Source organism: Burkholderia sp. AU6039 (assembly GCF_002223365.1).
GTDB lineage: Bacteria > Pseudomonadota > Gammaproteobacteria > Burkholderiales > Burkholderiaceae > Burkholderia.
This window is the reverse complement of sequence record NZ_NKFK01000006.1, coordinates 40,257-54,500: the sequence shown is the minus strand read 5'-3', so window position 1 is coordinate 54,500 and position 14,244 is coordinate 40,257. Positions and strand designations below refer to the sequence as shown.

The 14,244-nt window shown below is 67.2% G+C and carries 13 protein-coding genes and 1 pseudogene; 5 read left to right on the top strand and 9 right to left on the bottom strand.

What is annotated here, in order from left to right:
• The first annotated feature begins 8 nt into the window (after nucleotides 1-8).
• Complete coding sequence (gene opcM / locus CFB39_RS30535) at nucleotides 9-1,544, top strand: multidrug efflux transporter outer membrane subunit OpcM (protein ID WP_089475745.1); 1,536 nt, start codon at nucleotides 9-11, stop codon at nucleotides 1,542-1,544.
• Between the two features lie 101 nt (nucleotides 1,545-1,645).
• Here the strand turns inward: opcM and CFB39_RS30530 are convergent, their stop codons facing one another.
• A complete protein-coding gene (locus CFB39_RS30530; protein ID WP_089475744.1) occupies nucleotides 1,646-2,242 on the bottom strand; it encodes a TetR/AcrR family transcriptional regulator in 597 nt (198 codons plus the stop codon).
• Between the two features lie 125 nt (nucleotides 2,243-2,367).
• On the opposite strand from CFB39_RS30530, the gene CFB39_RS30525 reads away from it, so the two are divergent.
• Nucleotides 2,368-2,799 carry a Tautomerase enzyme gene (locus CFB39_RS30525; protein ID WP_089475743.1) on the top strand — a complete coding sequence of 144 codons (432 nt, stop codon included), beginning with the start codon at nucleotides 2,368-2,370 and terminating at the stop codon, nucleotides 2,797-2,799.
• Between the two features lie 105 nt (nucleotides 2,800-2,904).
• On the opposite strand, the pseudogene CFB39_RS30520 reads toward CFB39_RS30525, so the two are convergent.
• The 3 genes and pseudogenes from CFB39_RS30520 to CFB39_RS30510 form a co-directional block, all read right to left on the bottom strand.
• A pseudogene (locus CFB39_RS30520) lies at nucleotides 2,905-3,305 on the bottom strand (PIN domain-containing protein).
• The gene (locus tag CFB39_RS30515; protein WP_089475742.1) at nucleotides 3,302-3,547 is read right to left on the bottom strand and encodes an AbrB/MazE/SpoVT family DNA-binding domain-containing protein; all 246 of its coding nucleotides are present in this window, start codon (nucleotides 3,545-3,547) and stop codon (nucleotides 3,302-3,304) included. The pseudogene CFB39_RS30520 and the gene CFB39_RS30515 overlap by 4 nt, the downstream one beginning before the upstream one ends.
• Before the next feature lie 180 nt (nucleotides 3,548-3,727).
• A complete protein-coding gene (locus CFB39_RS30510) occupies nucleotides 3,728-4,618 on the bottom strand; it encodes a LysR family transcriptional regulator (RefSeq protein WP_089475741.1) in 891 nt (296 codons plus the stop codon).
• A 99-nt stretch (nucleotides 4,619-4,717) separates the two neighbouring features.
• Here CFB39_RS30510 and CFB39_RS30505 point away from each other — a divergent pair, with 99 nt between their 5' ends.
• On the top strand, nucleotides 4,718-5,167 hold the full coding sequence (locus CFB39_RS30505) for a PACE efflux transporter (protein ID WP_089475964.1): 450 nt from the start codon (nucleotides 4,718-4,720) through the stop codon (nucleotides 5,165-5,167).
• 145 nt (nucleotides 5,168-5,312) lie between these two features.
• Here the strand turns inward: CFB39_RS30505 and CFB39_RS30500 are convergent, their stop codons facing one another.
• The 5 genes from CFB39_RS30500 to CFB39_RS30480 form a co-directional block, all read right to left on the bottom strand.
• Nucleotides 5,313-6,164: an alpha/beta fold hydrolase gene (locus CFB39_RS30500; protein ID WP_089475740.1), complete on the bottom strand. Its 852-nt coding sequence runs from the start codon at nucleotides 6,162-6,164 to the stop codon at nucleotides 5,313-5,315.
• Nucleotides 6,165-6,435: 271 nt separating this feature from the next.
• Nucleotides 6,436-6,765: a DUF3579 domain-containing protein gene (locus CFB39_RS30495; RefSeq protein WP_089475739.1), complete on the bottom strand. Its 330-nt coding sequence runs from the start codon at nucleotides 6,763-6,765 to the stop codon at nucleotides 6,436-6,438.
• 25 nt (nucleotides 6,766-6,790) lie between these two features.
• On the bottom strand, nucleotides 6,791-8,152 hold the full coding sequence (locus tag CFB39_RS30490) for a sigma-54 dependent transcriptional regulator (RefSeq protein ID WP_089475738.1): 1,362 nt from the start codon (nucleotides 8,150-8,152) through the stop codon (nucleotides 6,791-6,793).
• On the bottom strand, nucleotides 8,142-10,025 hold the full coding sequence (locus CFB39_RS30485) for an ATP-binding protein (protein ID WP_089475737.1): 1,884 nt from the start codon (nucleotides 10,023-10,025) through the stop codon (nucleotides 8,142-8,144). Before CFB39_RS30485 ends, CFB39_RS30490 begins: the two co-directional genes overlap by 11 nt.
• Before the next feature lie 139 nt (nucleotides 10,026-10,164).
• On the bottom strand, nucleotides 10,165-11,544 hold the full coding sequence (locus CFB39_RS30480) for a 2-hydroxycarboxylate transporter family protein (RefSeq protein WP_089475736.1): 1,380 nt from the start codon (nucleotides 11,542-11,544) through the stop codon (nucleotides 10,165-10,167).
• Between the two features lie 432 nt (nucleotides 11,545-11,976).
• On the opposite strand from CFB39_RS30480, the gene CFB39_RS30475 reads away from it, so the two are divergent.
• On the top strand, nucleotides 11,977-12,807 hold the full coding sequence (locus CFB39_RS30475; RefSeq protein ID WP_089475735.1) for a MetQ/NlpA family ABC transporter substrate-binding protein: 831 nt from the start codon (nucleotides 11,977-11,979) through the stop codon (nucleotides 12,805-12,807).
• Between the two features lie 11 nt (nucleotides 12,808-12,818).
• Nucleotides 12,819-14,237, top strand: coding sequence for an LLM class flavin-dependent oxidoreductase (locus CFB39_RS30470; RefSeq protein WP_089429229.1), 1,419 nt, complete (start codon nucleotides 12,819-12,821; stop codon nucleotides 14,235-14,237).
• Nucleotides 14,238-14,244 lie beyond the last annotated feature (7 nt).

The following is a 14,244-nucleotide window of genomic DNA, read 5'->3' as shown; positions in this document are numbered from 1 at the left end:
ACAGGAAGATGAATAACTTGCACAACACGAATGGCCTGATGCGCTTCGCGAAGGTGGCGGCCGCGAGCACCCTGCTCGCGACGCTGCTCGCCGCGTGCGCGGTGGGGCCCGACTACAAGCGCCCGGATGCGCCGACGCCTGCCGCATTCAAGGAAGCGCCGACGCTCGCCGCCGGCGAACAGGCCGGCACGTGGAAGACGGCCGAGCCGTCGGACGGCGCGCATCGCGGCGAATGGTGGAAGGTGTTCGGCGACCCGGTGCTCGATTCGCTCGAGACGCAAGCGCTCGCCGCGAACCAGAACCTGAAGGCCGCGGCCGCACGTGTCGAGGAAGCGCGTGCGGCGACCCGTACCGCGCGCTCGCAATGGTTCCCGCAGATCGGTGCCGGCTTCGGGCCGACGCGCGAAGGGCTGTCGTCGGCGTCGCAGTTCCAGCCGCAGGGCACGGGCCCGACCAACGCGACGCTGTGGCGCGCGCAGGGCACGGTGTCGTATGAAGCCGACCTGTTCGGCCGCGTCGGCCGCAACGTCGAGGCGTCGCGTGCCGACCAGGCGCAGAGCGAAGCGCTGTTCCGCTCGGTGCAGCTCGCGCTGCAGGCGGACGTCGCGCAGAACTACTTCGAACTGCGTCAGCTCGATTCCGACCAGGACCTGTACCGCCGCACGGTGGAGCTGCGCGAGCAGGCACTGAAGCTCGTGCAGCGCCGCTTCAACGAAGGCGACATCAGCGAGCTCGACGTATCGCGCGCGAAGAACGAGCTGGCGACCGCGCAGGCCGATGCGGTCGGCGTCGCGCGGCGGCGCGCGGCGTCCGAGCATGCGCTCGCGATCCTGCTCGGCAAGGCGCCCGCGGATTTCGCGTTCAAGGAAACGCCGATCGTGCCGGTCGCGGTGAAGGTGCCGCCGGGCCTGCCGTCCGCGCTGCTCGAACGCCGTCCGGACGTGTCGGCGGCAGAGCGCGCGATGGCGGCCGCGAACGCGCGAATCGGCCTCGCGAAGTCGGCGTACTTCCCGAAGCTCGATATCACGGGCGCGTTCGGGTATGAGGCGTCGACGCTCGGCAACCTGTTCCTGTGGTCGAGCCGCACGTTCCTGCTCGGGCCGTTCGCCGGCACCGCGCTGACGTTGCCGCTGTTCGACGGTGGCCGTCGTGCGGCCGGTGTGCAGCAGGCACGCGCGCAGTACGACGAGCAGGTCGCGAACTACCGGCAGCAGGTGCTCGTCGCGTTCCGCGAGGTCGAGGACAATCTCGCCGACCTGCGCCTGCTCGACGACCAGATCCGCGCGCAGGATGCGGCCGTCAACGCGTCGCGGCGCGCGGCGACGTTGTCGCGCACGCAGTATCAGGAAGGCGAGGTCGCGTATCTCGACGTGATCGACAGCGAGCGCTCGGTGCTGCAGTCGCAATTGCAGTCGAACCAGTTGACCGGCGCGCAGGCCGTGTCGACCGTGAACCTGATCCGCGCGCTGGGCGGCGGATGGGGGCCGGCACCGACGGCGGTGGGCGATGCGGCGACGGGCAAGGCGGAGGTCGCCGCGCGGTGATGCACCGGCCCGAGACGGGCCGACTTACCGGTTAGTCGATCGAAGAACCCCGATCCGTGGCGACGCGGATCGGGTTTTTTATTGGCGGTCAGTCAGGGCGGTCAGGCCTGTTGCTCCGGTTTCACGTCTGTGCGTTCCGCGATCACCACCGCGTAGCGGCCGACCGCATCGGCGATGCGCTGTGCCAGTTCCGGATCGCGCACCGCGCGCGCGAGCGTGACGCCGCCCGACAGCAGCGCAAGAAACGCGATGGCCCGATCGTCATCGGGTGGGATATCCATTCCTGCCGACACTTCGGCAACGATCTGCCGCAGTGCCTGCTCGTAAGCGTCGCGCGTTTCGTCGTCGGCGCGCATCACTTCCGGGGACAGGCTTGGCAGCGCACAGCTTTCGCCGAGTTCGCAGGTGCGTCGCGGGCCGAGGTAGAACGACACGAACGGGCGCCGCCAGCGCGCGCCATGCTCGGCCTTGAACGTCGCGACGCCGTGCCGGAGCTGGGCAAGGCCATCGAGGACGACCTGCCGGAACGCTTCACCCTTCGTTTTGAAATGGCCGTAGAACGCGCCGTTGGTGACGCCCGCCGCCTTCGTCAGCGGACCGATGCCGGAGCCGCCATACCCCTCCTCGCGGAACAGCCGGCTCGCGGCTTCGAGGATGCGCGTACGGGTTTCGTGCTTGTGCTCGACGGAATAACGCATGACAGGCTCGCTTCAGAGTGATCACTCTTTATCTTGCATAGAGAGCGATCAGTGTCTAACGTATAGAGAGTGACTGGTATTTATATCACGTCACCCAACCGATGACCTGACCAGGAGAAAGTGCGATGCCGATTACGCTGACCGTATCCGAAGGGGTTTTCACGCCGGACGACGAGGGGCCGGTGTTTGCCGAGTTGACCGATGCGCTGCTGGAAGTGGAGGGGCTGACCGGGAATGCGTTCCTGGCGCCGAACGTGGTAGGCACGCTCAACGTGCTGCCGCGACACCGGACCTTCGTGCATGGGCGCGCGGAGCCTGCTGCGTTCGTCGAGCTGAAGTTGCCTGCCGTGGCGCTCGCGGCGCCTGAGCGGCAGCGGCAATTCGTCGAACGGGCGACCGCGATCGTGCTGCGCCGGGCCGGCGGGCGGCTGACGGCCGCGCAAGTGTGGGTGAATGTCGTTCATGCGGTCGACGGCGGGTGGAGCATTGCCGGGCGCCGCTACGACAACGCGGCACTCGTCGATTCGATCCAGCGTGCGGCGGCCGCTGCGCACTGATCGCAACTAACGGTCAAGCCGTCCGGTATTGACCGACGGCGTGGCGGCGCTCGCCGCCACGCCGCGTTCGCACCCCGGTGCCACGCGTGTCGGTTCACGTCAAAATTACTTGATCAAACGCATCCCGGCGACCTTCGAGGCCGTGACATCGAAAGTTGCCGTGTACTCGCAATCGGCGGCGTGCCCCGACCGCTCGATCAGGCAGTCGGCGAAATCGGCCTTCGCCGATGCCACGAAAGTGCGAAGCGCTTTTCGCACTGTGTCCGCACCTTCAACGACCAATTCCTTGGTCGCGATCATCGAATCGATAATGTCCTTCATCTGCTCGCGTTCGACACCGTAGCAGCGACCGAGTACCCACACGACCTCGACCAGCGCGACCTGCGAAACGTACCCCGGCCGTTCGGCCGAAAGGCTCTCCATCAGCGCTGTCGCCTTCTTCGACTGCACGACGTCCTCCTGGGCGAAGTAACGAACCAGCCCGTTTTTACATCCAGCCCAATCATCGCGCGGATGCTCCCGGCTCGGCGATGGCCCGGTTCATCTCTTCGAGCGACACCGGTTTCGAGGGCTTCCTCACGATGCCCTTGAGCGACGCGAGCGAGCGTGTGGCTGGATAGACCTCGTACCGGCCCGTGGTCTCGTTGTAGCTGAATTCGATCCGGTCGCCGGACCGCAAGCCAAGCCGATTCCGCACGTCGACGGGAATCGTGACTTGGCCCTTCGAAGTGATGGTTGCAGTGGTCATGGTGATGGCTCCAATTTTCCCTGCTTTAAGGTAAGGGAATGGGAAAGACAAGGTCGAGCACGCGGGTGCTCCGTGGACCAACTGCCCACGAGATCGGTCGGCGTCACTCGCCGAGGTCGATCGTGGCGACAGCATCTAGCTACTCGCGTTCGGACGCCGCCGCCACGAACGGATACCCCCCTAATTTTCGTCACCCGCCACCCGCAGCGCGCGAACCAGTTCGCTCGCCGCCTTGCCGAGCCCCGTATGCTTCGGCCGCCGCAGGTACACGGGCAGCGGCAGCCCGTTGCGGATGTTCGCGAACACGAGCGGCGCGAGTTCGCCGTCGGCGACGTATCGGCCGATCATGGATTTGGGCAAATTCGCCCAGCCATGCCCGGCCTTCACGAGCGCGATTGCGGTGGCCATGTCGGTCACCTTCCACGTGCGGTTGCCGATCAACGGCCGCACATCGGTGAGCGGCCGCTCGGGATCGGCGATCACGATCTGCCTGAAGCCCGACAACCGCTCGATCGCTTCCGGTTGCGCGCATTCGGCGATTGCCGGATGGCTCGGCGCGGCGACCGCGACGAGCGTCTCGGTCCACAGCGCGTGGATCTGCTCCTGCGGATGCAGGTCGAGCCCGCCATACGCGACACAGAGATCGACGGCACCGCGATGCAGCGCATCGATGATCACGTCCTGCGGCGCCGTGACGATGCTGATCGCGAGCGCCGGGTATTTCGCGGCGACGGCCGTCAGCGCGCGGGCGACGGGCGCGCCGTCGAGTTCGGCGGCGAGGCCGAGCCGCAACGTATCCTCGACGCCTTCCGACAGGTGCTGCGCATGCGCGCGCAGCGCGTGCAGCCGCTCGGCGATCGACCGCGCGTCGGGCAGCAGCGCCGCCATCGCGGCGGTCGGCGTCGGTTCGCGCGTGCCGCGGTCGAACAGCATGAGGTCGAGCTCGGCCTCGAGGTTCGCGATCGCCATGCTGATCGCGGACGGCGTGCGGCCGAGCGCCCGCGCGGCAGCGGAAAACGAGCCTTTGTCGATGACGGTCAGCAGCATGTCGATGTGGTCGCTGGTCAGCATGCACTGGCCTCCTGTCAGAAAAATTGAAAGGACCTGACTTTGGCGGACGCGCTACCCGCTGATAGTCTCGCCACCTTGTTCGATAGAAGGTGGATGGTGATGCAAGGGTGGAAGAGACGCATAGTCTACGTCGTGATGTTCGAGGTGCTCGGTATCCTGATCGCATCGTCGGTGCTCGGCATGCTGAGCGGCGCCAGCGTGGCGGCGAGCGGCCTGCTGGGCGTGATGATTTCGACGACGGGCGTCACCGTCAATTTCCTGTACAACCTCGTGTTCGAGGCGTGGGAGCGCAGGAGTGCAGCGACGACGCGCACGGTCGGACGCCGCGTACTGCATGCGATCGGCTTCCAGATCGCGCTCGTGACGTTCCTGATCCCGCTGATCGCATGGTGGCTCGACGTGTCGCTGCTGCAGGCGCTCCTGTACGACGCGGTGCTGATCGTGTTCTTCCCGATCTTCACGTTCACGTACAACTGGGCGTTCGACAGCGTGTTCGGGCTGCCCGATGCGGTCACGCGCAAGGCGGAGCCGGAGCCGGCCGTGTGGTAAGCCGTGCTGACGGAATGGCGCAGGCGGATTGACGGGGCGGACGCGCCGGTGACGCACGGCGGTTGATGAAGCGGCGATGCGGCGCGTATCCGCATCGTCGTTGAACAGCGAGGAGAACGGGCGGCGCGGAAACCGCCCGCGAGCGTTACGCGGCGACGAACTCGTGCACGAAGCGGTTGAACACGGCGGGGCTCGCGGCGTTCATCCCGTGCGACGCGCCGGCAACGGTCTGCCGTTGCGCATTGCCTATCCACTGCGACAGCGTGTCGACGTTGTTGCGGAACATCTTCGGGCTGCGCTGGCCGTCGATCAGCAGCGTGCGGCATGCGATGTCGCCGGCCGTGTGCTGCGAGTACGCGGGCAGCGGGTCGCGCAGCTGCTTCGGCAGCGTGCTCGCGTTGTCGATCGCCATCGTGCGGAAACGCGACGTGCTCTTCTTCCATGCACCCGGCAGGCTCACGGAATCGACGAACATCTCGAGGCCCGATTCGACTTCGCCTTGCCCGATCAGGTTCACGGCCTGCGTGCGCAGCGCGATCGCGGCGGCCGGCAGCGCGGCTTCGCGCACGCCCGGCTGTTGCAGCGGGCCGCCCGGATCGGCGAGGGTCAGCGATTCGACGAGATGCGGATGCTGGCGCGCGACGTTGAACGCGACGCTGCCGCCGCGCGAGTGGCCGACCAGGTGCACGGGGCCGAGATCGAGCGCGTCGATGAATTCGGCGAGCTCGTCGACGTGGTTCTGCCAGCTGAACTCGTCCTGGATGCCCGCTTCGACGGCCGGCCAGTAATGGCTGAGGCTCGGCGCGATGCAGCGGTAGTGGGCCGACAGCGACGCGAGCTGCGGATCCCAGTAGCGGTAGTCGCACAGCGAGCCGTGCACGAACACCATCGGCGCGCCGCTGCCCCGCTCGACATACGGCAGGCTGATGCCTGACGAAAGCGTCGCAAATTGCAGGTCGGGGTTCGCGAGCACGGACGGCTCGATTCGCATGTTCATGACTGAAAGACTCAAAGGTGCGTCAACACGACGCAACTATGCATCACGGCGACCTGCAAGGAAAACGCATAATTTTCATCGTGACGATCAATTTTATTGATGGCTCGGCCGGAAACCCTTGTCGGAAGGGGGCGGGTGTCGATGCTTTCAATCATCTGACGATTGGTCGAGACGCCCGAAAGGCCGGATAAAGACGTGCGGCGACCTGCGCACCTGCACATCGCATCTTTGGAAAACGGGAAGAAAGCGCGCCGCGACAGCGGCCCGCGCGTCAGCGCACCGCCAGCGCGGGCGCGGTCTGAAGCACGACGGGGAGGCCGTTGTCGGCCGCGAACTGCATCGCGAAATCGAATGCGTCCGCGCACACGGTGCGCAATTCGTCCGACACGAACAGGCATTTGACGTTGCCGTCGACGACGGGCATCGCGAGCCGCGACAGCGCGCACGGATAGCCGGGCCGCCGTTCGCCGACGAACAGCGTGATGACGCCCGCGAGGCGTTCGGGCCAGTCGCTCGGGCGGAAGGTTTTCTGCGCGTGCGTGACGCCGCGGATCAGGTGGCCGGTGACGCGGCCGTGTTCGGTGATGTCGATGCGATCCATGCTGGAGTGTGTGTCCTCGTTCGCGTCATTCGCCGCCATCGGCCGCCGCGTCGCCGCGCGAGGGTATCCGCAGGTTGCGCAGCTTGTGATAGAGCGTTTTCTTCGGCATCCCGAGCGCTTCGCTTGCCTCCGCGACGTTGCCGTTGTGACGCTGCAGCATGTCCTCGATCAGCATCCGCTCGAAATACGCGAGCTGTTCCGCGAGCGTGCCGCCCGCGGCCGGCGTGCCGCCGGACGACAGCAGGCTGTCGCCGGTCAGCCCGAGCACGAAGCGGTCGGCCACGTTCTGCAGCTCACGCACGTTGCCGGGCCACGCGTGCGTCATCAGTTCGGACACCTGTGCAGCCGTGACGACCGGCGCCGGCTGCCCGAAGCGGCGTGCGGCCGCGAGCACGAAATGTTCGAACAGCAGCGGGACGTCCTCGCGCCGCTCGCGCAGCGGCGGCAGTTCGATCTGCGCGACGTTGAGGCGATACAGCAAGTCCGCGCGAAAGCGGCCGTCGGCCGCGAGCTCGGCAAGATCGGCCTTCGACGCGGCGACCACGCGGCAGTCGACCGGAATCAGCTCGTTCGCGCCGAGCCGCTCGACCACGCGCTCCTGCAGCACGCGCAGCATCTTGACCTGCAGCGGAATCGGCATCGTCTCGATCTCGTCGAGGAACAGCGTGCCGCCGTCCGCCCATTCGATCTTGCCGATGCGTTTCTTGATCGCGCCGGTGAACGCGCCGGCTTCATGGCCGAACAGTTCGCTCTCGAAGACCTGCTCGGGCAGGCCGCCGCAGTTCAGCGCGACGAAATGCGCGTCGCGCCGGCCGCCGAAGTCGTGCAGGCTGCGCGCGATCAGTTCCTTGCCGGTACCCGTTTCGCCGGTGATCAGCACCGACACCGACGTATCGGCGAGGCGCAGGATCTTCTTGCGGACGTCGGCCATCGCGGGCGACTTGCCGAGCACGAACGCCTCGATGCCCTGCCAGTTGTTCAGCGCCGCGCGCAGCCCCTGCACCTCGAGCGTCAGGCGGCGCTTCTCGACCGCGCGCGCGACGCGCCCCGCGATCACGTCCGACGAGAACGGCTTCTCGATGAAATCGTACGCGCCGACCTGCATCGCGCCGACGGCCGTCGAGATGTCGGCATGGCCGCTGATCAGCACGACCGGGATCTGCGCGTCGATGGCCATCACGCGATCGAGCAGCTGCAGCCCGTCGATGCCCGGCATCCGCACGTCCGACACGATCACGACCGGCGCGCCGGGCGCGACGTGATGCAGCGCGTCGGCGGCCGACGCGAACGCATCGACCGCGAAGCCGGCAAGCGCTACCGCCTGCTCGACGCCGATCCGGACGTTTTCATCGTCCTCGACGACCAGCACCCGAATCTCATCTTCCATGCTCTGTCCTTTGCAGCGTGGCCGCCGCGAATTCGATACTGAACTGCGCGCCGCCTTCGTCGCGGTTCGTCGCGGCGATCTTCGCGCCGAACGCCTCGACGATGCGCGACGTGATTGCGAGGCCGAGCCCGAGGCCCTGGCCGCGCGGCTTGGTCGTGACGAACGGCTCGAACAGGTGCGGCAGCACGTCGGGCGCGATGCCCGCGCCGCTGTCGGCCACCGTGAAGCGCACGCGGCCGGCTTCGTCCGGCCCGGCGGCCTCGATGACGATGCGGCGCACGGGTGCGTCGTGCACCGCGTCGAGCGCGTTGCCGAGCAGGTTCACGATCACCTGCTGCAACTGGCTCGATTCGGCCGACACGGCGGTGCCCGGCGCGATGTTCACGTCGAGCTGCACGCCTTCGTCGCGGATCCGCGCATCGTAGATGAGCCGCGCATGCGCGACGGCCTCGTTCAGCGACACCGCGACGCGCTCGACGTCCGGCTTGCGCGCGAAGGTCTTCAGCTCGCCGGTGAGCACCGCCATGCTGTCGACGAGCTTGCCGATCCGTTCGAGATTGGCGAGCGCCGGCGCGGGCTGGCCGCGCTCGAAGAACGTGCGCGCGTTGTCGCACAGCGTGCGGATCGCGACGAGCGGCTGGTTCAGCTCGTGCGTGAGGCCGGCGGCCATCTGCCCGAGCACCGCGAGCTTGCCCGCATGCACGACTTCCTGCTGCGATGCGCGCAGCCGCTGCTCGGTGCGCTCGCGCTCGACGATCTCGCGCTGCATCCGTTCGTTCGCGGCCGTCAGCGCGGCCGTGCGCTGCGCGACGGTCAGCTCGAGCTGGTCGTTCGCGCGCCGCAGCGCGTCCTGCGCGTTCAGCCGCGCGACGATCGCCCGGCGGCGCTGGATCGCGTAGCCGGCGAGCAGCGCGGCGATCAGGAACGCGCCGGTGACGAACACGAAGGCCGTCTGCTGCTGGCGCCGCGCGCCCGCGATGTCGAGCAGCACCATCAGCGAGTCGCCGGCCTGCGGCGCGGGGCGCGACATCACGAGATAGCGCGTGGTGCGGCCGCTGTGGCGCGTATCGGGGAAGGTGCCGAACCACGCGGCCGCGCTGCGGTCGCCGATATGGCGGTACGGCAGCGCGTCGACCGTGCGGCCCGCGTATTGCCGCGACGCCTGGATGTCGCGCTGCTGCTGCGCGGTGATCGGGCGCAGCGCGGTGAATTTCCAGGCGGGTTCGGTCGAGATCACGACCACGCCGTTGCTGTCGACGACCATCGCGGCGACGCCCGGCGCGCGCCACGCCGATTCGAGCGAATCGACGCTGATCTTCACGGCGGCCACGCCGATCGGCACGCCTTCGTCGCGCACCGCGCTGGCGAAGTAGACGCCCGGCACGCCGGTGTTGGTGCCGATGCCGAAGAAGCGGCCGCTGCCGCGCGCGAGCGCGTCCTTGAAATACGGCCGGTACGACACGTTGGTGCCGACGAAGCTGAGCGTCTCGTTCCAGTTGCTGGCGGCGATCACGTCGCCCTGCAGGTCGATCACGTCGACCGCGCCGCTGCCCGCGTCGCGGTTCACGGCTTCGAGGTAGGTGTCGACCGTGTGCACGAGTTCGGGAGCGTCATGCGGCGCGGCTTTCAGCATCGTGCGCACGCCATCCTGCCGCGCGACCAGGCCGGGCAGGATCTCGAAGCGGCCGAGCTCGCTTTTCAGGCTCGACGCATACAGGTCGAGCCGGTGCGCGCCGGTTTCCTCGAGCGCGTCGATCGCGCGTTCCCACGCGAAATCGACGGCCGCGGCCGCCACGCACACGTACAGCACGCCGGCCGATGCCCAGCCCCACCACGGGATGCCCTTGAAGCTCTTCTGCACGTTCGCCCTCATCGAAACCCGCAACCGTCCGCACGGCGTGACGCCCGAAGCGACACACGAAGCGACGCCCCGAACGACGCGCGCCGCGCGCCGGCTGGGCCGGCGGCGGCGCGTGCAAAGCGGCCTGCGCGACGGTGCGCGCGGCGGCGCGTCATCCGAAGTGGGCGATCAGGATCAGCGTGACCGTGACGACGATCGCGCCGCCGATCCGCGTCGCGATCTGCGCGAACGGCATCAGCTGCATCCGGTTCGCGGCAGTCAGGATCGCGACGTCGCCGGTGCCGCCTTGCCCACTGTGGCAGGCGTTCACGATTGCGGTGTCGATAGGGTACATCTTCATCAGGCGGCCGACCACGAAACCGGTGCCCATCAGCGTCGCGACGGTCGACACGATCGTGACGACGTTGACGATCGTGAACGCGGCGGTCAGCTTGTCCCACGGCGTCATCGCGACGCCGATCGCGAACAGCAGCGGGTACGTGACGGCGGTCGAGAAGAACTTGTAGACGACGAACGCGCCTTCCTGCAGCGGCGGCGACACCGCGCGCGCGAGCTTCACGAGCACCGCGAGGAACAGCATCGCGACCGGCGCGGGCAGGCCGAACAGCTTGTGCGCCATCAGGCCGACCAGGTACAGCGTGATGGCCGTGATGCCGGCGCCCGCGATGTGCGAGACGTCGACGTGGCCGCGGATTTCCTCGTTCTCGGGCGTCATGTCGCCCGATTCGCCGACCTGCAGGCGGCCGTTGCCGGTCAGGTGCGGGAAGCGCTTGCCGAGCATGTCGAGCGCGCCCGACAGGATGATCGCGGTCAGGCTGCCGAGCATCACCGGCGGCAGCACCATCGCGAACATTTCGCCTTGCGGCAGGTGCATCAGTTCCGAATAGCCGATCGACAGCGGAATCGCGCCTTCGCCGACGCCGCCGGCCATGATCGGCACGACGATGTACAGCAGCGTGTGGCGCGCGCCGAGGCCGAGCGCGGTGCCAACCGCCGTGCCGACGATCGCGGCCGCGACCGAGCCGGCCGCGAGCGGGATGAAGATCTTCACGAAGCCCTGGATCAGCACGCGGCGATCCATGCTCAGGATGCTGCCGACGATGATCGACGCGATGAACAGGTACAGGAAGTTGGTCGACTTCGTGAATTCGACGGTGAGGTTCAGCACGGGCTTCGGCAGCACGTGGTAGTACGTGAGCGCCGACGGCACGAAGGTCGCGAAGATCGCGGCCGCGCCGATGTTGCGCAAGAGCGGCAGGCGCTTGCCCAGTTCCGCGCAGGTGAAGCCGAAGAACGCGAGCACCGCGATCGCCATCGAGATCTCGCCGGGCACCTTGCCGGTCACCGAGAAGCCGACGATCAGCGCGAGCAGGATGAAGTAGACGGGCAGCGGAATGATGCCGATGCGGATTTCCATCAGTTTCCACCAGCCTTCAGGCCAGAAGCGCTCGCGCGGGGTGGCGACGGCGTCGGAAACCGGCTCCGGATGGGACGGGTCCGGATGGGACGGGGTATGGATAGAGGTCTGCAAGACGTGTCTCCTGATGTTGGTATGCCTGCATGGCTTCGCGGCATCGTGTGCCGTCTATTACGCAACCCCCGTGCCAGAAATCCGGCCTGTCGGAATATTTTTAATGCATTGATTTATAAGGGGTTTGTTTCGTCTGCGGAAAGGGCGGCCCGACCGGCTGGCCGAGATTTCGGAATTCGCCCGGCGCCCAGGCCGAGATTTCGGCCTGGCGGCCGGCCGGGCGCCCGGTCAGGCCGCCGATCCCGCATGGCCGCCCGCCATATCGCCGCGCGCGATTTTCTTCGCACAATCGCTTCGTAGACCGCCCCCGCGCCGCTCTCTATCATCGGCTGATCTTTTCCGATGCGTTTGACCTCTGTCCGGAGAACGCCCGTGCGTTCGCCGCGGCGTCGCTCATCCATCGATACCGTCTTTGGACAGGAGAGTGGTTTCATGCTGCATGCCGTTTTTTCCGCCCGCTTTTCCGCCGGCCGCGTCGCGCGCCTGCTGGCTGCCGCCGTGCTTGGCGTCGCATTGCTCAATGGCGCGCACGCCGACACCGCGCCGCTGAAGGTCGGCATCTCGACCAGCCCGCAGATCGAGGCACTGAAAGTTGCCGCGAAGGAGGCGAAGGCGCAGGGGCTCGACGTGAAGATCGTCGAGTTCACCGACTGGAATACGCCGAACGCGGCGCTCGCGAACAAGGACATCGACGTCAACTACTTCCAGCACATCCCGTTCCTCGAGAACGCGAACAAGCAGGGCGGCTACAACTTCGTGTCGATCGCGCCCGGCACGATCATGAAGATCGGCCTCTATTCGAAGAAGGTGAAAAGCTTCAGCGAGCTGAAGGACGGCGCGAAAGTCGCGATCGCGAACGATCCGGTGAACGGCGGGCGCGGGCTGTTGCTGCTGCAGCGCGCGGGGCTCATCACGCTGAAGCCGGGCGCCGACTACCGCGCGACGACGCATGACATCGTCGCGAACCCGAAGCACCTGAAGATCATCCCGCTCGAAGCGTCGCAGCTCGCGCGCTCGCTCGACGACGTCGATCTCGCGCAGGGCTACCCGAGCTTCATCAAGCTCGCCGGCACGACCGACCCGAACAGCGCGCTGCTGTTCGACGGCACCGAGAACAAGATCTTCGCGATCCAGTGGGTCGTGCGGCCGGACAGCGTGAACGATCCGCGCATCCGCAAGTTCATCGCGATCTACCAGCACTCGCCGGCCGTGCGCAAGGCGCTCGACAACGCGTTCGGCTCGCTGTACGCGATCGCGTGGTGACGGAGGCGCGCATGACGACGGCGAACCGCAAGAAAATCCTGCTCAACGCGTTCAACATGAACTGCGTCGGGCACATCAACCACGGGCTGTGGACGCATCCGCGCGACCGCTCCGCGCACTACACCGATCTCGACTACTGGGCCGACCTCGCGAAGACGCTCGAACGCGGCAAGTTCGACGGGATCTTCCTCGCGGACATCGTCGGCGTGTACGACGTGTTCGGCGGCGGCCCCGACGCCGCGCTGCGCGAATCGGTGCAGGTGCCCGTCAACGATCCGCTGCTGCTCGTGCCCGCGATGGCGCAGGTCACGCGGCACCTCGGCTTCGGCGTGACCGCGAACCTCACCTACGAGCCGCCTTACCTGTTCGCGCGCCGCATGTCGACGCTCGATCATCTGACAAAAGGGCGCGTGGGCTGGAACATCGTCACCGGCTATCTCGACAGCGCCGCGCGCGGCATGGGCCTCGCGCAGCAGATCGGCCACGACGACCGCTACGAGCGCGCGGACGACTACATGGACGTCGTCTACAAGCTGTGGGAACAGAGCTGGGACGACGATGCGGTGATCCGCGACGCGCAGGCGCGCGTGTTCGCGCAGCCGGGCAAGGTGCGGCGCGTGAAGCACGACGGGCCGTTCTATTCGATCGACGCGATTCATCTGAGCGAGCCGTCGCTGCAACGCACGCCGGTGCTGTACCAGGCCGGTTCGTCCGCGCGCGGTGTCGAGTTCGCGGGGCGTCACGCGGAATGCGTGTTCGTGAACGGGCAAAGCAAGGCCGCCGCGCGCGCGGCGACACTCGACATTCGCGCGGCCGCTGCACGGCAGGGCCGTGATCCTGCGTCAATCAAGATCTTTGCCGGCGTGAGCGTCGTGACGGCCGAGACTGAATTGCTTGCCCGCGAGAAATTCGACGAATACCGGCGCTACGCGAGCGCCGAAGCCGGTCTCGCGCATTTCGCGAGCTCGACCGGCATCGACTTCGCGAAGTACGGCCTCGACGAGCCGATCTCGTACGTGAAGACCGATTCGATCCAGTCGGCCGTCGACGCGATCTCGCGCAAGAGCACGACCGGCACCTGGACCGTGCGCCGCATGCTCGAACAGATGTCGCTCGGCGGCCGCTATGCGCCGATCGTCGGCTCGCCGTCGCAGGTCGCGGACGAGCTGCAGTCGTGGATCGACGAGACCGGCATCGACGGCTTCAACCTGACGCGCACCGTGATGCCCGAGTCGTTCGAGGATTTCGTCGACTGGGTCGTGCCCGAGCTGCAGAACCGCGGCGTCTACAAGGAAGACTACGATCCCGCGCCGACGCTGCGCGAGAAGCTGTTCGGCGCGGGCCCGCGCCTGCCCGCGTGGCATACCGGCGCGCAGCACCGGCCGGGCGCCGCCGTGCACGCCGAATCCGCGCATCCCGCGCATGTCTGAACGTGAC